Annotated in this window: 16 protein-coding genes and 2 pseudogenes; 3 read left to right on the top strand and 15 right to left on the bottom strand. The window is 37.5% G+C overall.

Annotated elements, in window-relative coordinates; all coding sequences use genetic code 11:
- Window positions 1–233 precede the first annotated feature (233 nt).
- The 7 genes from A3M5_RS0106185 to alaP all read right to left on the bottom strand — a co-directional run bounded on the left by A3M5_RS0106185 (window position 234) and on the right by alaP (window position 6,346).
- Entirely contained in the window at window positions 234–917 is a 684-nt protein-coding gene (locus A3M5_RS0106185; RefSeq protein ID WP_026221854.1) for a response regulator, read from the bottom strand.
- Window positions 905–2,506, bottom strand: a complete 1,602-nt coding sequence (locus A3M5_RS0106180) for an ATP-binding protein (RefSeq protein ID WP_018392894.1) — start codon at window positions 2,504–2,506, stop codon at window positions 905–907. Before A3M5_RS0106180 ends, A3M5_RS0106185 begins: the two co-directional genes overlap by 13 nt.
- Window positions 2,507–2,588: 82 nt before the next feature.
- Complete coding sequence (locus A3M5_RS22375; RefSeq protein ID WP_018392893.1) at window positions 2,589–2,897, bottom strand: SRPBCC domain-containing protein; 309 nt, start codon at window positions 2,895–2,897, stop codon at window positions 2,589–2,591.
- Between the two features lie 74 nt (window positions 2,898–2,971).
- Window positions 2,972–3,298: an ArsR/SmtB family transcription factor gene (locus A3M5_RS0106170; protein ID WP_018392892.1), complete on the bottom strand. Its 327-nt coding sequence runs from the start codon at window positions 3,296–3,298 to the stop codon at window positions 2,972–2,974.
- A 195-nt stretch (window positions 3,299–3,493) separates the two neighbouring features.
- Complete coding sequence (locus A3M5_RS0106165; RefSeq protein WP_018392891.1) at window positions 3,494–3,889, bottom strand: DUF3291 domain-containing protein; 396 nt, start codon at window positions 3,887–3,889, stop codon at window positions 3,494–3,496.
- Window positions 3,890–3,971: 82 nt separating this feature from the next.
- Window positions 3,972–4,262: a hypothetical protein gene (locus A3M5_RS0106160; RefSeq protein WP_018392890.1), complete on the bottom strand. Its 291-nt coding sequence runs from the start codon at window positions 4,260–4,262 to the stop codon at window positions 3,972–3,974.
- Between the two features lie 668 nt (window positions 4,263–4,930).
- The gene (alaP, locus tag A3M5_RS0106155) at window positions 4,931–6,346 is read right to left on the bottom strand and encodes an alanine permease AlaP (RefSeq protein WP_018392889.1); all 1,416 of its coding nucleotides are present in this window, start codon (window positions 6,344–6,346) and stop codon (window positions 4,931–4,933) included.
- A gap of 892 nt (window positions 6,347–7,238) precedes the next feature.
- Here alaP and ald point away from each other — a divergent pair.
- Entirely contained in the window at window positions 7,239–8,372 is a 1,134-nt protein-coding gene (ald, locus tag A3M5_RS0106150; protein WP_018392888.1) for an alanine dehydrogenase, read from the top strand.
- 292 nt (window positions 8,373–8,664) lie between these two features.
- On the opposite strand, the gene A3M5_RS0106140 is transcribed toward ald, so the two are convergent.
- From A3M5_RS0106140 to A3M5_RS24465, 3 genes and pseudogenes are all read right to left on the bottom strand, one after another.
- On the bottom strand, window positions 8,665–9,636 hold the full coding sequence (locus tag A3M5_RS0106140; RefSeq protein ID WP_018392886.1) for a DMT family transporter: 972 nt from the start codon (window positions 9,634–9,636) through the stop codon (window positions 8,665–8,667).
- A 6-nt stretch (window positions 9,637–9,642) separates the two neighbouring features.
- A complete protein-coding gene (locus tag A3M5_RS0106135) occupies window positions 9,643–10,308 on the bottom strand; it encodes a GntR family transcriptional regulator (protein ID WP_026221605.1) in 666 nt (221 codons plus the stop codon).
- An 86-nt stretch (window positions 10,309–10,394) separates the two neighbouring features.
- Window positions 10,395–10,511: pseudogene (locus A3M5_RS24465) on the bottom strand (helix-turn-helix domain-containing protein); the annotation flags it as partial.
- Between the two features lie 55 nt (window positions 10,512–10,566).
- On the opposite strand from A3M5_RS24465, the pseudogene A3M5_RS26010 reads away from it, so the two are divergent.
- Window positions 10,567–11,129 (top strand): annotated as a pseudogene (locus A3M5_RS26010) (EamA family transporter).
- Window positions 11,130–11,273: 144 nt separating this feature from the next.
- Window positions 11,274–13,559, top strand: a complete 2,286-nt coding sequence (locus A3M5_RS0106125) for a family 10 glycosylhydrolase (protein ID WP_018392883.1) — start codon at window positions 11,274–11,276, stop codon at window positions 13,557–13,559.
- Window positions 13,560–13,880: 321 nt separating this feature from the next.
- On the opposite strand, the gene A3M5_RS22370 is transcribed toward A3M5_RS0106125, so the two are convergent.
- From A3M5_RS22370 to A3M5_RS0106100, 5 genes are all read right to left on the bottom strand, one after another.
- Window positions 13,881–14,249 carry an ATP-binding cassette domain-containing protein gene (locus A3M5_RS22370; protein ID WP_082193861.1) on the bottom strand — a complete coding sequence of 123 codons (369 nt, stop codon included), beginning with the start codon at window positions 14,247–14,249 and terminating at the stop codon, window positions 13,881–13,883.
- 9 nt (window positions 14,250–14,258) lie between these two features.
- Window positions 14,259–14,873 (bottom strand): nitroreductase family protein, encoded by a 615-nt coding sequence (locus A3M5_RS0106115; RefSeq protein WP_018392881.1) that lies wholly within the window; start codon window positions 14,871–14,873, stop codon window positions 14,259–14,261.
- A gap of 149 nt (window positions 14,874–15,022) precedes the next feature.
- Window positions 15,023–16,405: a DHA2 family efflux MFS transporter permease subunit gene (locus A3M5_RS0106110; protein ID WP_231373219.1), complete on the bottom strand. Its 1,383-nt coding sequence runs from the start codon at window positions 16,403–16,405 to the stop codon at window positions 15,023–15,025.
- A 114-nt stretch (window positions 16,406–16,519) separates the two neighbouring features.
- Window positions 16,520–17,869 carry an LLM class flavin-dependent oxidoreductase gene (locus tag A3M5_RS0106105; RefSeq protein ID WP_018392879.1) on the bottom strand — a complete coding sequence of 450 codons (1,350 nt, stop codon included), beginning with the start codon at window positions 17,867–17,869 and terminating at the stop codon, window positions 16,520–16,522.
- Between the two features lie 51 nt (window positions 17,870–17,920).
- A complete protein-coding gene (locus A3M5_RS0106100) occupies window positions 17,921–18,931 on the bottom strand; it encodes an ABC transporter substrate-binding protein (RefSeq protein ID WP_018392878.1) in 1,011 nt (336 codons plus the stop codon).
- Between the last annotated feature and the right edge of the window lie 3 nt (window positions 18,932–18,934).

Raw genomic sequence — 18,934 nt, 5'->3', positions numbered from 1 at the left:
TGTTTTAAACTTTTTTTGAAGATTTTGTTCATTTTGTTCACAGAAGCTTTTTGACACTTGATAATACCGGAAACATTTTTTCTTGACGGGTTGTAGTATTAAGTGCAACACATTGAAAGTAGAAACGCCCATGAAAGCTTCTTGTAAATTGATAAACTATCTCTTATAAAAAGAAAGATCGGAATGTTATCAATAACATTCCGATCTTTCCCTTCTTTAAAAGGATACTTCCATCAAATTTTATAATATTTACGCTCTGGTCTCCCTACTGCACCATATACCACTTCAGCTTTACATTCCCGAGCAGATATCAAATATTCGAGATAACGCCTGGCTGTTGTCCTTGAAGCGCCAATTTGAACGCCCACTTGTTCAGCTGATAAGCCTTTGTTACTTATTTCAAGGACTGTCCTTACTTTCGATAATGTGATTTCATCGATTCCTTTTGGTAACGAAGTCTCCTGTTCAGTTGTGGACGTGGAGGATTTATTAAAGATAAGATCAACAAAATCCTGATCTATTTCTCGTTTAGATTGCAAAAGCTGATACTTATTGAGATACTCCTCAATAATTTGATAGAAACGCTCCATTTTTACCGGTTTTATTAAAAAATATTCCACACCATAGTGAAGTGCCTTTTCAAGTATCTCCTTATCGGTTGCTGCGGTGATCATTAATATATCTACTTGCTTGTATTTTTGACGAATGACCGGAAGCAGATCGGAACCAAGCTGGTCTGGCATATACACGTCAAGAAGAAGCAAATCAGGTTTCTGTTGATCCAAAATTTCAATAGTCTGTTTTGCATTTAACGCTTTACCAATTACTTCTATTTCTTCAAACCTATTCAGAAACTTCTCATGAATGTCTGCTACACGAAAATCATCTTCCGCAATGGCCACTCTTATTTTAACCATTCCTCTCTCCCTCTCTGTCTTTTCGGAAGATACACTGTAAAGACGGTGTTTTCTGCCCCGCTGTGCACCTCAATGATACCGCCTAGCTCTTTTACTGCATGGTCAGTGTTTGAAAGTCCATAGCCACTTGGAATTTTTCCTATTTTTGAAGTAAAGCCCCGTTCAAAAAGGAGAGAAATATTTTCTGGTTTTATTCCCTTTCCATTGTCACTCACTTCAAATATAATATCCTCTCCGATATCAGTAGCGAAAAAGTTTACGAGTGGTTCCTCAATACCAGAAACAGCTTCAAATGCATTATCAATAATATTACTAAGGATTAAGGTAAGCTCGGACAACTTTATATGACTCGGCAGTGTCTCTAAGTAGCTTTGCATATCTATTTCAAAGGTAACCTTCTTTTCTGAGGCTTTTCCTAACTTCCCAAGTAAAATAGCTTGAACCTTGGTATCTTTTATCTGTTCAAAGACAATTCGGTTTAGAGATTGCAGTTCAGATGTCTCGCTTTGTATCATATTTATAGCCTCGTCATATTTCCCTAATTGGAGTAAACCGGATAGCACGTATAATTTATTAGTAAATTCATGGGTTTGTGCTCTTAAATCCTCAGAATACACTTTTACTTCTGATAATGTATTTACCATCTGCTCAATTTCTGTTTTATCACGAAATGAAGCGACTACACCGCTCACCCCTTCATCGTCAAAGATCGGTGTACAATTTATAATAATTTTTTTATGCCTCCACAGCATTTCTTTATCCATTTGCGGCCTTCCTGATTTCAACACTTCGTACAAATAAGCAGGAGGAAAGAGATTATCAACTTTCAAATCGCGAACAGACCCTTTTATATTCAGCAGTTTTTTTGCCGGCTGATTCATAGACGTAATAACCCCATTTTGGTCAATCGCTAAGATTCCCTCTTTCACTGAGTGAAGCACAGCGTTTTTTTCTTTATATAAACGGGCAATTTCAAAAGGTTCTAACCCTAATGTATCCTTACGTATACTGCGTGCAAGCATATAACTGCCAATGACGGATATGACAAGAGCTATGAATGATACGACAATCTCCCTAGATAAATCTTTAAAGATTTGTTGACGAACATCTTCTACTAAAAATCCAACCGAAACAACGCCAATGATGTTTCCATTCTTATCAAATACCGGTGACTTTCCCCGCATGGAAAGTCCAAGAGAACCACGAGCTTCAGAAATATAAGATTCACCATTTTGAATAGCCCGTTTGTTGTCTCCGCCAATCATAGGTTTTCCTATCTCTGATACCAAGGGATGGGAATAGCGAATTCCCTCTGCATTCCCCACGACGATGAATTCAGCACCTGTTTCTTGACGAATTTTTTCAACTATCGGTTGGATGGTATCAGATGGATCTTCCGATTTAAATGCGTCGACAATTGTAGGTATAAAAGCTATGGTTTTTGATAACTCCAAAGCCAAGCGGCCCCTATCCTCTGCTATTTGCTTTCCTTCCATGTAGGTAAAATAAGCCGTTAATAGGAGGATCAGAAATAAGCTTAATGATAATACCAACCCCAGAATCTTTTTTTGAAGCGATACTTTCCACATTTACAACAACATCCTCTATCTTCATTCGCTTTTTATCCTTTTATGTTGTATTAGGTTTACTTTATTGAATTAGCTATATCTACTAAAACTTAGGCTGTAACTTTGTCAGCAATTCGTTTGTGACAGCTTTACCCCAAGATTCTTGACCATAAAATTCTCCTTGATTCTCATCTATGCACCGCATACAATAATGCCACACGCCATTAGGCTTAAACTCAAATTTGCGATTTTCTGTCTGCCATCCTCTCGGTCCCCACCAGCTTGCCAAGCGCTCTGGTTCCGAAAATGCCTTAAATACAAGACCTCGCGGCGCGTTGAAGATCCGCTCCATGACAAGAACTTGCCCTTCTATGTTCGTCGTCATACTGTTTGTTACTTTGTTTTCGGACATTTCAATTCCTCCTACCAGAAATTTTCGTACTAAGCTGGTCACTCTTTTCCATAGTAATTCTTTCCGTCGCAATGTCAGTCTTTCCCTTGCAAATTACGCAAATAATCATCCAAACGATCGAATCTTTCATTCCAGACACACTGGAAAGATTCCAGCCAATCATCTAGATCTTGAAACGGCTGATGCCTTAGCTTGTAGATTCGCCGATTAGCAATCGCTTGCACCTCGACGAGTCCAGCTTCACTAAGTACACGGAGATGTTTTGAAGTTTGCGGCTGGAGGAGACCAAGTTGTTCAGCAATTTCCCCTACAGTAAGGGGCCCATTACGCAATAGCTCAACAATGTGTAGTCGGTTGGGCTCGGCAAGTGCATTCAAAGTTGTTGTGATGTTGACGCCCATATACCTTTCTCCCTTCCTTCTGAATATAACCAGTAAGGAATATTCCTATCAAGGCATATTGAGAACTTCTTTTAATAAAAGATCTTTAATTAACCTGCATCGTTAGTATAATAAGAAAAAAGAACTGCTGATCCATTCATTGATCTTCAAATCTTGCACCCGTTACTTGAAGAGGAAAATTAGTTTAACTTAATTTTATTTTCTTCCAAACTCATTATATAAACGCTCCTTACATTCATCCCAAGAAGGTTTATTATCTGCTTCCCAATTGATTGATTCTAATTCGTCAGCAATATTTCTAGATACTTTCATTGCTTTTAAATGATTCCCTTTGTTTCGGTACTCTTTCATACTATTTTTGTTTTCCCATACAGTTAGTGTCCAGTATGTATCCCATCCTTCTTTATCAAATGAAGAATACAAAAGACCTTCTGCTTTTCTTGATTGACTAAATGATTTGCCTGTATGCCAAATAAAGACAGGTAACTTACGCTTTTCTTTTAGATGCAACCTAGTAACTGAGACAAACATAATTATCATCCCTTCAATAATGGCTTCTGAATTGTTAGCTGCTATGGCTTCGGATCTCAAGCTGTTAGCACCTTGTCAGGTACATTATGAGCTTTGGCAAAACAGATTGAAGAAGATGGTGTAGATCCTGTCATAGCAACCATTATCTTAATACGGCTTCTTTAATTTTCCGATTAAACAAGCTCCGATTTTTCCAAATAAAATCAACAAAATCATTACCAGCCAAGCTTTGTTCACCATGATCACAATAATTCAGGCCTTTGCCATGAAGGGACCATTGGCTGTCTGAATATTTCATCAGTGTCCAATCGCCCTCTCGTTCTCTATCTTCAATCACAAGGTAATGCTTTTGTCCACCATCATCATATGAAGCTATTAACTCAAACTTTTCAATGAAGTCTTGAATGTCTAATTTTTTCTTAATAATATGCATGATATCCTGCCCCTCTATCTATTTTAGTAATTAATAAAAAGTGCATTATTTACCACTTACGATACAACATATTATACCATATGAATAATATAAAAAATCCAAATCTGTTTTTGTCTGTAAATGCTCATATTTAACCTTTCTTTAAGGAGTGGCGTCAGGAAAATGCGGATTTACAACGATAATCATTTTAAGACAAGTTTTATGAGACATAAGGAATGATAGTTATATTACGTATAAATGGAGAGGTTTCCCATTATAGGCAGGGCATTATTAGCGTGATGGACGCATCTTGTTTTATTGAACAAACCCTGCTCCACAGATTATGTACGGAAACCTGTTCTTACATGGGAATGGAACAAGAAAATCAATAACGTTCTTTAACAGAGCCTATATAAAAAGCCCAAGCAATTTATGATCACCTGAGCTTTCCTAATTCTTATATAACTATTTTACCTATGGATTGTCAGCACTAAATCAGTCAACTTTTTTAAGGGACAATCGTTTATATTCAATAGTGGTGGCAGCAACGAAAGTAACCTAAAAATAAAAAGGGGACTTTAGTGAAGTCCCCTTTTTGTTTTCTTCATCCACAATGGTGATAAAAAGTCTCTTAGATTTGATTGGTTATCCTTAAAAGGTTTCTAATCCATTTTCTAAGAGGCTTAGAATCATAACTTGGTTAATTGGCTAACTTGTTTATGAGTTTCATTTTGTGCTTTATTTTTTTTATGGAATCCTTTCCCATAATAGAATGCGACTAGAATAATTAACCATACAGGTCCTACTATTAAAGCGATTCTTGTATCCGGGAAATAAGCCATTAAACCAACTACTCCGATTAAGAAAGCTAATGACAAATAGGAAGTAAATGGATATAAAGGCATTTTATATTTTAAACCTTGTTTTTGTTCTAGAGTTAAGCCTTTACGGTAATGAATTTGAGATAATAAAATCATGCACCATGTCCAAATCGCACCGAAAGTCGAAATACTTGTTACCCATGTAAATACTTGAGCAGGTACTAGGTAGTTTAATACTACCCCGATTAATAAAGCTCCTGCAGTCGCTAAAACCGCCAAATTAGGTACGCCGTTTTTGTTCAATTTACTGTATGCCTTTGGTGCTTCTCCATTTTCAGCTAAGTTAAACAACATACGTGCTGTACTGAAGATACCGCCGTTACAGGAAGAAAGAGCTGCCGTTAAAACAACAAAGTTAATGATTCCTGCTGCTGCAGGGATGCCGATTTTTTCAAAAGTTAAAACAAACGGACTTCCTTGTGTACCAATTTCTGTCCAAGGATAGATGGACAGAATAACAAATAAGGCACCTACGTAGAAGATAAGAATTCGCCAAAAAACTGTATCGATTGCTCTTGATAACGTTTTTTCAGGATTTTTCACTTCTCCTGCTGTAACACCAATCATCTCAATTCCCAAGTAAGCAAACATAACCATTTGTAACGACATTAATACCCCGGTAATACCATTTGGAAAAAATCCTCCATGTTTCCAAAGATTGCTGATACCCGTTGCGATTCCATCGTTACCAATCCCGAACACAATCATGCCGACACCTATAGCGATCATAAAGATAATAGCTGCAATTTTAATTAAAGCAAACCAAAACTCTATTTCCCCATACGCCTTTACAGCAAGGAAGTTAACTGCTGCCATAATCAATAATGCTGCTAACGCCCAAATCCAGCGCGGGGTATCCGGGTACCAGAACTCCATGTAAATTCCCACCGCTGTAATCTCGGCCATACACGTAACAACCCATAAAAACCAATAATTCCATCCTGTTATATAGCCTGCAAGCGGTCCCAAATAGTCACGTGCATATTGACTAAACGAGCCAGCTACAGGTTTTTGAATTGCCATCTCTCCAAGTGCTCTCATGATAAAAAACATGATCATACCACTAAATACATACGCCAACAAAATACCAGGTCCTGCTAACTTAATGGCAGATGCTGAACCAAGAAATAGGCCAACCCCAATCGCTGCTCCTAAAGACATAAGTGTAACATGTCTTTCCTCTAAACCACGCTGTAACCCTTTTCCTGAAGCATTCTTTTGCATACTTTCTTCCTCCAGTCGTTATCACATGAATAACATGATTACTCTCTCAAGCCTTAATTCCCATGCTGACTAGGCTTTTCATTATCCATCATGATCATGATGTTTATAATGGTGTAATCGTCATGTTATCTTTCCCTGTTTGTTCTCCTTAAAATATAAATAAATAATTACCATCAAATACTTATTGAATAAAAGAGAAGTGAGTTGAAAATTCCTATGAAACTTTTTGCTTACTTATGAAATTTAGAAAGTGATTTCTTCCTCCTTCACTGCACCTTAATTGTGAACGCTTTCATTTTATAAAAGTAAGTTCTAAATGCTTGCAATATAATTACAACATTTTCGTGAACAAACTTCTATGTGATTTCACTAAAAAATTAAGTTGTGATTTTGTTGATTTAAACAAATCATTAACCTGAAAAGCTAATAAACCTATCAGAATAACAAAAATAAATCAATTATATTTAGATAAAGAGGGATTTTATATGACATATATGAAAAATGACCCTTTTAGAGTTAACTCTGACAGTCTAGAGGAGTTTGCCGACGTCGTAAGTGAAGTTCTTTCATTGTCCTATTACAATTGAAGATTGCACTTTATTCGATTGATCATCATCAATTAATTTTGTTGATCTCTCTAAATCAGATAGAACAGCCTTTCAACAAATTAAATGATTTTTTGGCGAAATTGATTTGAAGGATCCGAATCAAAAGAGGACGCTCTATCTTAACCTCAAGCTTGAGATGTTTAAGTGATTATGAACGTTTTGTGAAAAAAATCAAAAACCCGTGAAATTTTTCTCTTTTTTCAATAAAGAAAAATTGATGAAAGCGCTCTATAATGAAGTCGCAAGGAAATGTAAAGCAAGTTATTAAAGGAGGAAATCACGATATGATTATCGGTGTACCTAGAGAAATTAAAAATAACGAAAATCGAGTTGCTCTTACTCCGGCTGGGGTAGTTTCATTTATAAACGCCGGACATAAAGTATTAGTAGAAAAAGACGCTGGGCTCGGAAGCGGTTTCACTAATGAAGATTACGCTGCTGCTGGTGCAGAAATTATTGAAAGCGCTGCAAACGTATGGGCTCAAGTAGAAATGATCATGAAAGTTAAAGAGCCTCTTTCAAGCGAATATAACTACTTCCGTGAAGGCTTAATCTTATTCACTTACTTACATTTAGCAGCTGAACCTTCTTTAACTCAAGCTCTTAAAGATAAAAGAGTTATTGCCATCGCATATGAAACTGTAGCAGTTGGACGCACACTTCCTCTTCTTACTCCAATGAGTGAAGTTGCTGGTCGCATGGCTGGACAAATCGGTGCTCAGTTCTTAGAAAAAACAAACGGCGGTCAAGGTATCCTTCTTGGAGGCGTTCCTGGCGTAAACCGCGGTAAAGTAACAATCATTGGCGGTGGTATAGTGGGAACAAACGCTGCGAAAATGGCAATTGGCTTAGGTGCAGACGTAACAATTATCGATTTAAGCGCTGACCGTCTACGTCAATTAGAAGACATCTTCGGTAACCAAATCAAAACATTAATGTCTAACCCTTTCAATATCGCGGAAGCTGTAAAAGAAGCAGATCTTTTAATCGGCGCGGTATTAATTCCGGGTGCAAAAGCTCCTAAGCTTGTAACAGAAGAAATGGTAAAAACAATGAAACCTGGTTCTGTTATTGTGGATGTGGCAATCGATCAAGGCGGCGTCGTTGAAACAAGCGATCATGTAACAACTCATGATAACCCAACATTCGAAAAACACGGGGTTCTTCACTACTCTGTTGCGAACATGCCTGGTGCAGTTCCAAGAACATCTACAATCGCTTTAACAAACGTAACCGTTCCTTACGCATTGCAACTTGCAAACAAAGGTGTATTCAAAGCGATCTCTGAAAACGGTGCATTAAAGCTTGGTGTTAACGTTGCAAACGGCGAAATCACATATGAAGCTGTTGCAAAAGACCTTGGCTATGACTATGTAACAGTTGAGAAAACTCTTGAAAAAGAATTAATAGTTAGCTAATTATTAACTTATTCGACCACAATATGTCCCCTCAAAAAACCAATTTTGAGGGGTTTTTCATGCAGACATTTGGAGGGGTCACAACATGAATCAACCTAGTTATCGCGACACATGGGCAGAAGTTTTATTAGAAGCTATCAAACATAATGTTCAGCAATTTAGACAATATGTATGACGTTCAACGAAATTAATGATCGTAGCGAAAGCGGAGGTTCTGATGCAAAAATAATTTGATAAAAAATAGAACTTATATTACCTACTAACTTGCGAGTTATGATGCTATAAAGATAATTTAAAGATTCACTGACTGTTTAAAATGACTTTCCTCTTTTCTATTTGAAACATAACTATGCAAAATCATTCCTAGAATGACGATAAAAATACCGCACCAAGATAATGGAGATGGAATTGGTATTGACAAAAATATTAGTTCTCCAGCTAATGCAAAAAGTACTTCCATTGATTGCGTTGCTTCAACAGAAGCTAACTTTTGCATATTTCCTCTTACCCTATCTGTTGCTTTGAAAAATAGGACAGTAGCAATGACTCCTGAACAAAGTGCCACCAATAAAGATTGAAGACTCTGCCCCTTACTTGGTAATCCTACGGTATAAAAGCCGTACAAGGAAAGTAAAAACCAGAATGGGAGACTTGCCAATGTCATTCCTAACACTCGTTGATAAGCATCTAAACGCCCTTCACACACATCCATCATTTTACGATTCCCTAAAGGATATGCAAATGATGCTATTAAAAGGGGAACAACTCCCAATAATATACTTTCTAAAGAAAGTTGTTTTGCATGTTCAATTTGCATTAGAACAATACCTAACAGAATGATAAGTGACATTATAAGACCTTTAAAGGGAATTTTCCCTCTTATCTGTAAAGGTCCATTCTTTGTGTATATTGTTTCAAAAAATAACGGTGCAAGTAAAGCACCTGAAATAATAGTGATTTGCCATGTTCCAGCGATAAGCCAACCAGGTGAATAAGCAGATGCAAAACATAAGGGAGCATAGAATAACCCAAACCCAACAAAGCTCCATAAAACCCATGTTCTTGGTTGTTTTCTCATTTCGTTTAAGAGTGGTCGTAAATTTTTTCTAATTATTACAATACATAAGAGAAATGGAACCATAAAGATATATCGGAGCGAAGCACTCCAAATCCAACTACCACCAGATAACTCCATAGATGCATTGAGAACAAATGTAAAAGCAAAAAAGAAGGCTGCACAAATACCTATTAAAATTGGTTGCAACTGAACTCACCTCGGGTCCGCTTGTTGTGTTAGTAGTTCGCCAAGACTTAGCCAGTTTTCTTCTACAAGACGGACGATTATTTCGTATTCCCGGTTTTTACAAGCCGATATAATTTGTTTGTGCTGCTCAACCGAATTTAACCCTTTTAGCGTAGTAAATTGTGAAATCTCTAATCGTTGAATTTTAGGTACACTACGTTCTAATGCGAACACTATTTCAGGGTTCCCAGCCACGTCTAAGAAAACCTTGTGAAAAGTTCCATCTGTCTCAACCGCCTTAATAACATCACCTTTTTCAATTGCAAGTCGCAAAGTTTTATTGCTAAACTCTAATTCTTCAATATCCGTTTCCTTCAATAAAGGACATGCAAGTCGAGCAGCTAAAGCATGTAAAGCTGCTACAACAGTAAAAGCATGTTTCGCCTCCTCTAATTTTAATGGTGCTACGCGAGTAGATGACCCTGGAAGTGACTCAACAAGTCCTTCGTCTTCAAGTCGTTTAAGTGCTTCCCTAACAGGGGTACGACTAATTCCAAACTTCTCTGCTAATTTTTTGTCATTTAAGCGTTCTTCTGGATGTAATTCCAAAGTGATAATCGACTTTTTTAAAGTTTGATATACTTCATCTCTAAATGACAATCGTTTAATTGGTTTTATAATGTCTTTTTTCATAAAACCAATATATCGCATATTAGTTTTATTTGCAATTATTACTTATCTTCTTCAACAATCTGGTCCTTTAGCGGAATAAAGATTGGCTAATTATTCAATTCTGATAGCTTTCTATATAATGAAGCTCTAAAGACATTTGTAATTTCACAAATTTGATTTACAGTCATATTTCTTTCTTTATATAATTTTACTGCCCATCGAACGAACTCGCTTTTTAATAAACATGATCCTGTTCCACTATCATTAGAATTGGTATAGGTGCGCTATTTAATCGCTATCATTACACTTCTCACTATTGGCTTGATGACAAAACAATCATGGCGAATTCATAAACGTGATTTGCTATTAATAATAGCCATCGGGGTAATTGGCATACAATTTCTATTTTTACTCAGGAAATTGATACTAAATTATCTTCAACACAAATGGGGGCCATTATACCTTCAGTAACACGGGCATTCATGGTTCTTTTTGCTCGTTCATCACTTAAAGAACGAATAAATCTAAAGAAGGGAATATTTATTATTTGGGGTGGACTCTTATATTTGGGAGTTATTTTAACGGCTGGTGGATTCCTACTTTAGAATCGTGGGTTACAAACGCTAAATGCATCAAGTGGTGGTTTATTTTTCTTTTTTCAACCTGTAGTTGGAACATTTCTAGAGTGGCTTCTTCTAATCGATTCATGTGTATCTTCCGTTGGCGTATACTCTTTTTTCAAAATGGTACTTTCACTCTATTATTCTCCTACCTCTCTTCGTTTATCTTACATTTGCATTTTACCATATAGTTTGTTTTGGTTGTATTTTCCTGTATACTAAATTAGTGGTGATCGTACTATTACTAATTACCCAAAATAAATACAATAGAGGTGCTGCTAATGGAAGATTTTATTGTCGTTCCACATATTTCATCCATAAAAAATAAATTAATCTATTTTTTAATCAAGGAGTGTATTTTTACGTATGAAGAAAAAAGATATGTTTAGATTTATGATGTCAGCAGTTATGATACTAGTTTTATTTATTTCCATCTTTCCTTTACCAACTAAAGGAGCAAGCAATACATCTCCTAAGAATGAAATGCGCGCAGCTTGGATTGCGACTGTTCAAAATGTTGATATGAAAGCCGGAATGAATAAAGCCCAATATACAACTTGGGTACGTCAAACATTGGATCAATTGAAAGCCAATAAATTCAATGCGGTCATTTATCAAGTGAAACCAACAAATGATGCTTTGTATCCTTCAAAGTTGGCTCCATGGTCATTCTATATAACAGGGGGAAAACAAGGAACAAACCCGGGTTATGATCCTTTATTAATCATGATTGAAGAAGCGCATAAACGCGGTATGGAGCTACATGCATGGGTAAACCCTTATCGAGTAACAATGCCAGGGCAAACATTAACAAGTCTTGCACCTGATAATGTAGCTCGTACAAATCCTAGCTGGGTAGTTAAATATGGGCAACAATATTATTTAAATCCGGGTCTTCCTGAAGTGCAAAACTATTTAATTTCTACAGTCGAAGAATTAGTATCTATTTATGATATTGATGCCGTTCATATGGATGATTACTTTTATCCATATAAAATAAAGAATGAGGTATTCCCAGATCAAGCTGCATTCAAAAAATACGGAACGTCTTTTAAAAAAATTGAAGATTGGCGCCGAAATAATGTTAATCAACTTGTTGAAAATTTATATTCAACTATTAAAGCGACTAAATCGCATGTTCAATTTGGGGTTTCGCCATTCGGTGTTTGGCGTAATAAATCGCTTGATCCAACTGGAAGTGATACACAAGCCGGTGTAAATAATTACGATGATTTATATGCAGATACAAGACAATGGATTAAAGACGGTAACATTGATTACATTACTCCACAAATTTACTGGTCTAAAAATTTGTCAGTTGCGAAGTATAATACTCTATTAAACTGGTGGAGCTATGAAGTGCAAACGTATGCTAAAGTTCATCCTGTTAATCTCTATATTGGTTTAGCAGATTATAAAGTCGGTAATGACTCCGATGCAACATGGAATAATAAAATGGAACTTCCGAATCAAGTGATTGCTAACAGAGCTGACAAAATAGCGAAAGGTCAAATGCACTTTTCCCTAAGAAGCATACAAAATAATTCGCTTGGTTATGCAACGATTCTTAAGCAACAACTTTATAATTATACAGCTGTAACTCCAGCAACTTCTTGGAAAAACGCTGTTCAACCTTTAAAGCCAACATTCGTACGAGTTAACAAGGATGCGGCTGGTATGATGCTCGAAATCAAAGATCAAAATAGTAAACAACCAAGAAAATATGTGATTTATCGTTTTGAAGGAAACAAAGAAGAGTCGTATCAAGATCCACGAAACATAGTGGATGTTGTCTATAATACGAAAGGAAATACGGTATTCTTAGACAAGACAGTAAATTCAAACAAAGTATATACGTATGGAATTACATCTGTGTCAGCAACTGGTGTTGAAAGTAAAGACGCATATGTTGTGAAAGAAGGAAGTAATTCAGGAGAAGCAACCTTATTTAATGATATTAGTTCCTCATATCGTGCGTATAAGGAAATCACATACTTAGCACAAGGAGAAATTACGAATGGCGATCTCAAAGGTAATTTTAATCCAGATCAACAAGTAACACGTGCTGAAGCTGCTGCCATGATTGGTCGTGCTTTAAACCTTGATGGTACAAAACGAGAGAACTCTTTTATAGATGTCAGTGCTAGCATGTTTGCATCAGGGTATATTCAATCTGCCGTAGACAAGAAGATTTTATCTGGCTATAAAGATGGGACATTTAAGCCTTATGAAAACGTAACTCGTGGCGAAATGGCTCTTATGATCAGCAGATCGTTCGACTATAGTTATGGAAATACAACTTCGGGAGCTGAAAAAGCTCTGACATCAAGAGATATTGCTCAAGGTCTGGGTGATGGTACTTTCGGAACTAATTTAAGTATTATCCGAGCAGACTTTGCGATATTCTTAGCAAGAGCTATTGACTATAATCTTCGGATAAACAATCCAATGATTCCGTTTAGTGGAGAGATGTATGTAAATACGGAATCCCTTCCTATAAAAAAGGGACCGTCTGAAAATTATGCTCAAGTAGGTATACTTAAACATAATGAGAAAGTAATAATTGGCTATAAAGTTGGAAGCTGGACACTTATTAAAACCGGCTCTAACGTAATTGGTTTCGTTCCTAATTCTTATTTAAACACATTTTAAAAGAATGATCTCTAGAGGCTGAGTCAAAAGGTCGTTAAATAACGATACTTTTGACTCGGCTTTTCTGTTACGTGATAATAAAAAGGAAAATAAAGCCTATTCCTATAAGAATGGCAATTAAAGTATCTACAGCTCCCAGTAAAGGAGTTGTCAGAGTTGAGACGGTAAGTGGGATGGCTAAAGCAAGATAGGAGCGATGATTCAATACATGTTCCCTCTCTCTCCTAAACAACCGCTCCCCACTGTTACAGGAATTTTTTATTCAAAGAAGAGTTCTCATTAACCGTAATAATTATGAATTGATTACAGGAAATTTCTATATTATTCTAATGCAGCTTCTACAAGCTTCTCGGTATATGGATGACGATTTTCTGAAAAGAGATCTTTGGATGAAAATAAATCAACCAACATGCCTTCTTTTAAAACCGCAATTCGTTCACACATATATTGCACAGTGGCTATATCATGTGAAATGTACAAATAGGATATATTGACTTCACTCTTCAACTCCTTCAGCAAATTTAAAATTTGTGCTTGAATCGATACATCTAAACTGGATGTTAGTTCATCACAAATAAACAAACTTGGCTGAAGACTTATTCCCCTCGCAATGGCCACTCTCTGTCGCTGGCCTCCGCTGAGCTGATGGCAACTAAGATTAAGTAGGTTGTCACTATAATTGGAGAATATTATCTCAGCTTACGAAGTGATTGCTCCTTCAAAAACAACTTCTTTTAATGCCTTTCTGGTGCTTGGATTCTCACGCTCTTGCAAATTCTTATCGAGTGCTTCTTTTTCCCCTCGATAGCCAATGGTAATAACTGCATGGAGATCAAAATCATCTGGAACATTCAATAAGTTTCGGGCATTTTCTTTATCAAATCCCCCAATTGCATGTGTGCTAAGCCCCAGTAAAGTTGCCTGAATCGCTAAGTAACCCCAAGCGGCTCCGGAATCAAATGTATGTGCCTCGTTTGGATCGCCATTCTCTCTCCGGTTACTTGATGCTACTAGAACAAGAACAGGAGCTTTTTCTGCCCAAGCCCGATTAAAAGGATTTAAGAACTCATGAAAAATTTTCAGTTGTGGTTCTGTTTTGGCTACAATAAAGCGCCAAGGCTGATCATTGAAAGCGGAAGGGGCCCAATGTGCAGCTTCAAGAACACTATACAAATCATCATCAGAAATCTTTTCGTCAGAATATGCACGGGGAGACCAACGATTTAAAAATAAGGGACTAACAGAATGCTCCGCTTTACGATATTCTTTAACCTCGCTTGTAAGTTTCTCAACAGGCTTAACAGTTAAACTCATTATAGATAACCTCATTTCCTATAGAATTCATTTTAGTTATGATTACATTTTATACATTTTTGGTTTAAAATCATGATACCTTCTGCGTAATCGGCTTAGCATCCCTCCTCTCAATATGGGACCTCGCACAAGCGGTTCCTTTTATGCCTCTATCTCTTCGCCCATTCACTTCTCTTTTTGTAGCCCAGTCTTCCATTAAGCAATAACGAAAACGGGATACTCAAACAAGTCAAGATCGTTGCCAGAATAAATACATCATTCAATCCTTTTACATATATCTCGGGAGAAAGACCATCTATACTTCCATAAAAGTCCATTCTTGTATAGAAAAAAGATGTGAATATTCCGATAGACATTGCTCCTGTCACTTGCCTGGCCCAATTAATCAAAGAAGAAGCGTCACCAGACAGATTAGATGGGACCGCACTCATCCCTGCGTTGATTGTAGAGGTCATCGATAATCCAAGTCCTATATAGCGAAAAGTCATCCATAGCATGACGAAACCTGGAGTCGAGTCCACCGTTAAACGACTAAATTCCCAAGTGGCAATCACTAAAAAGAGTGTTCCCACCAATATCAACGGCCGTGGCCCAACCCTCTCATAATATTTGGCACTCACCGTAGTGGCTACCGCCATCGAGAGTGCAGGCGGAAGGAGTAATACACCGACTTCAGTAGGGGTCATCTGATGAACTTCTAACAAATACAACGGGATAAAATAAATTCCTGTAAACAGGCTGCTAATTAATATAAGCGAGGTAATCAGACTCAAAACAAATGTCTTATTTGTAAAAAGTCGCAGCTCCAATAACGGTTCCTTCATTCGAAGTTCCCTCCAAATAAAGTGACTAAGAAAGAAAATCCCTATAATTAAGCAGATGACTGACTTTCCTGAAAGTATTCCCCACTGATAAAGATTACTAAATAAAACCAATAAAGCCAGACTGCCAAAAACAATGCCGATCATGCCTATTCCATCAAATGCAGACTTCTGGTAATCTGTCCTTTTCTCTAGGCTTAACCATCCAAATATCCATGCGATCACTCCGAACGGAATCATTATTAAAAAGATCATTGGCCAATTCCATGATTGAAGCCAGCCGCTGATGGTAGGGGCTAATGCAGGGCCTAATACAGAAGAGGCCGACCACAACCCTAAAGCCATGGAACGTTTGTGTTCCGGAAGCATTTGATAAATGATCATCAAGGTTACAGGCTGAATAACCCCGCAAAAAACGCCTTGTACGACCCGGAATACGATCAGCGAACCAATATTCCAAGCAAAAGCACATAAAAGTGACGAAATTATTAACCCTGCCACTGAAAATAAAAAAAGTTCACGCGTTCCAAATCGATTTCCAAGATAGCCGCATAAAGGAGCGATGAGTCCCGTTGCGAGGGTGAACCCTGTCATGAGCCATTGCACCGTAGTCAAATCCGTATCAAAAATATCCATAAAACCGGGTAATGAGACATTCAAGGAAACAGACTGATAAATTGAAATAAAAGAACCGATTACTAATGCTGTCAAAATAAAAGTGTACTTCCGAGATTCAGGGACTAATCCTGCTATGCTTTTCATCTCCATTCAAGAAAACCGATAGATGCAAACAAGAACTGCGTTCACGTCTGCCTCTAACATCCGTTATATCGTTTCTTTTGTTTTAGCAATTAGCGTGTTGGCTGGTCGTTTCAATCCTAAATTCTCCCGTAAAGTGTTTCCTGTGTACTCTGTGCGGAACAGTCCGCGTTGTTGAAGTACAGGAATGACGTGATCTACGAAATCATCAAGTCCACCTGGTAAATAAGGAGGCATAACATTGAAGCCATCCGCTGCTCCATTTTCAAACCATTCCTGCATTTGATCCACAATTTGTTCAGGTGTACCCTTTATTTCTCTATGTCCACGGGCACCGGCAATTCGTTGATACAGTTTACGAATCGTCAATCCTTCACGATCGGCAAGATCCTTTAGTAACTTAAAACGGCTTTTCCCACCGTTTACCTGATCCAATTCAGGTAGCTCCGGCAATGGTCCATCCACTGGGAAGCCCGATAAATCAAAACTTATCATGGCCGACAAAAGGGAAATCCCCGCTTCCTCTGGAATAAGTTCCTCAAGCAACCTTTTATTTTCTTCTGCTTCTTCTGCGGTTTTTCCGATTACCGGGAAGATACCAGGCATGATTTTCAATTCCTCAGGTTTACGGCCATACTTCGCCATACGTCCTTTTACATCGGAATAAAAAGCTTGTGCCTCTTCAAGTGTTTGCCATGCAGTAAAAATAACCTCCGCTGTACGCGCTGCAAGTTCCTTTCCATCTTCGGAAGATCCTGCTTGAACGACAACAGGATGACCTTGCACAGGACGGGACACATTTAGTGGCCCCTCAACAGAAAACCATTCGCCTTTATGATTGACAGCATGTATTTTTGAACCTTCTGCAAATTGTGCTGATTCTTTATCTATAATGAGAGCTTCATCCTCCCAACTGTCCCACAGTTTTTCGACAACATCGACAAATTCTCCAGCCCGATCATAGCGCTTTGAATGCAGCAAATGATGTTCTTGATTAAAATTCCTAGCCTCTTCTTCCGTATTCGATGTCACCACATTCCACGCTGCACGACCATTGCTTAAATGATCAAGTGAAGCAAACTTTCGAGCCACGTGGAAAGGTTCGTTATACGTAGTTGATACCGTCCCTACAAGTCCAACATGCTGTGTGACCGCAGAAAGTGCGGATAAAAGGGTGAATGGTTCAAAATGAGTATTGACAGTTTGGTCGAGGACCTTTTGATTTTTTGCTCTCACTGCATAACCGTCCGCAAGAAAAACCATATCAAACTTTCCACGCTCAGCTGTTTGCGCCAGCCTTTTTAGAAAATCAAAATTCATTACATTATGAGCTTCTGCTTTAGGGTGGCGCCAAGCTGCGACATGATGCCCTGGTATCATGAAAAAGGCGCCTAATTTCATTTGTTTTTTCGTCATATCAACTACTCCTATTTATCATATTTTTTTAATGAGAATTTAATTAAAAAATTATTTAGCAAAAGGATTATATTCGTTTGTATATAGATCTTCCGCCTTTACTTGACCTTCTTTTAATTCACCACTTTTCACAAGCCAATCAATCCAACGGTCATATTCCGATGCTGTAATGACACCACCTTTTTCAGCAATGCCTGTACTCTTCCAAAACTTAAGATTGTCTGCTGTTTCTTTACGTCCACGCTCATTTATAATTTTCTCAAAGCGTGCAATGACTTCTTCCCCCGGTGTTGTTTGTGCCCAGTCAATCGCCTTTGCAACCCCTTCAGTAAATTGCTTTACGGTATTCGGATTATCCTTGATATATTGCTCTGTAAAAAACGTATCACCTGCAGTAAATTCTGCACCAAACACATCAATATCTTTAAATAATTCTTCGACTCCTCCTGTTTCTAAAGCTCGATCTCTCGCAATACCACCTAATAAAACGACATCTATTTGTTTATTTCGTAATGTTTGTTCAGCATTGGCTGCTGGAACCGTCACTAATGTCACTTGTTCAATTTCTTTTTCAGTTAAGCCGCCCTGACGTAAATAATCTTTGGTAACAAATTCCAAATGAGCACCTAGAATATTCACACCTACTTTTTTACCAATGAAATCTTTAGCCGATTTAATCGGGCTCCCTTCAAGCACATATGCACCTATATACGTATTTTCGTCACTACCATAATATCCAACGACTGATTTTATTTTCACATTTTGTGAATAAGATTTAATAATGGCTCCATTGAATGCTGCACCAAAATCAATTTGCTTTGTCGCGGTTAATTGAATACTTTCTGGACCGCCTACGCTATCACCTATATACTCTAACTTCAAATCCCCTAAATAACCTAAGTCCTCTGCTAGCTCAGGGAAGCTTACACTACCTGGTGAACCTTGATATTGTAGTACCTTATCTTCTTCTCCATTCGCAGATGTTGTCTTATCGTCTGAGCAACCTGCTAAAATGCTACTGATTAAACTTGTTATTAAAATAAATGACGTTAATTTTTTCATATA

The organism is Bacillus sp. 37MA, assembly GCF_000372765.1.
Taxonomy (GTDB): Bacteria; Bacillota; Bacilli; order Bacillales; family Domibacillaceae; genus Domibacillus; species Domibacillus aminovorans.
The sequence above is the reverse complement of the archived record's forward strand: the minus strand, read 5'-3'. Positions and strand labels throughout refer to the sequence as shown.

Excerpts from the sequence above, each read along its gene's own strand:
- ald (WP_018392888.1), top strand. The coding sequence starts at position 7,239 with ATGATTATCGGTGTACCTAGAGAAATTAAAAATAACGAAAATCGAGTT.
- A3M5_RS0106185 (WP_026221854.1), bottom strand. The coding sequence starts at position 917 with ATGGTTAAAATAAGAGTGGCCATTGCGGAAGATGATTTTCGTGTAGCA.
- A3M5_RS0106125 (WP_018392883.1), top strand. The coding sequence starts at position 11,274 with ATGAAGAAAAAAGATATGTTTAGATTTATGATGTCAGCAGTTATGATA.
- A3M5_RS0106105 (WP_018392879.1), bottom strand. The coding sequence starts at position 17,869 with ATGACGAAAAAACAAATGAAATTAGGCGCCTTTTTCATGATACCAGGG.
- A3M5_RS0106180 (WP_018392894.1), bottom strand. The coding sequence starts at position 2,506 with ATGTGGAAAGTATCGCTTCAAAAAAAGATTCTGGGGTTGGTATTATCA.
- A3M5_RS0106100 (WP_018392878.1), bottom strand. The coding sequence starts at position 18,931 with ATGAAAAAATTAACGTCATTTATTTTAATAACAAGTTTAATCAGTAGC.
- A3M5_RS0106170 (WP_018392892.1), bottom strand. The coding sequence starts at position 3,298 with ATGGGCGTCAACATCACAACAACTTTGAATGCACTTGCCGAGCCCAAC.
- A3M5_RS0106115 (WP_018392881.1), bottom strand. The coding sequence starts at position 14,873 with ATGAGTTTAACTGTTAAGCCTGTTGAGAAACTTACAAGCGAGGTTAAA.
- alaP (WP_018392889.1), bottom strand. The coding sequence starts at position 6,346 with ATGCAAAAGAATGCTTCAGGAAAAGGGTTACAGCGTGGTTTAGAGGAA.
- A3M5_RS22375 (WP_018392893.1), bottom strand. The coding sequence starts at position 2,897 with ATGTCCGAAAACAAAGTAACAAACAGTATGACGACGAACATAGAAGGG.
- A3M5_RS0106160 (WP_018392890.1), bottom strand. The coding sequence starts at position 4,262 with ATGCATATTATTAAGAAAAAATTAGACATTCAAGACTTCATTGAAAAG.
- A3M5_RS0106135 (WP_026221605.1), bottom strand. The coding sequence starts at position 10,308 with ATGAAAAAAGACATTATAAAACCAATTAAACGATTGTCATTTAGAGAT.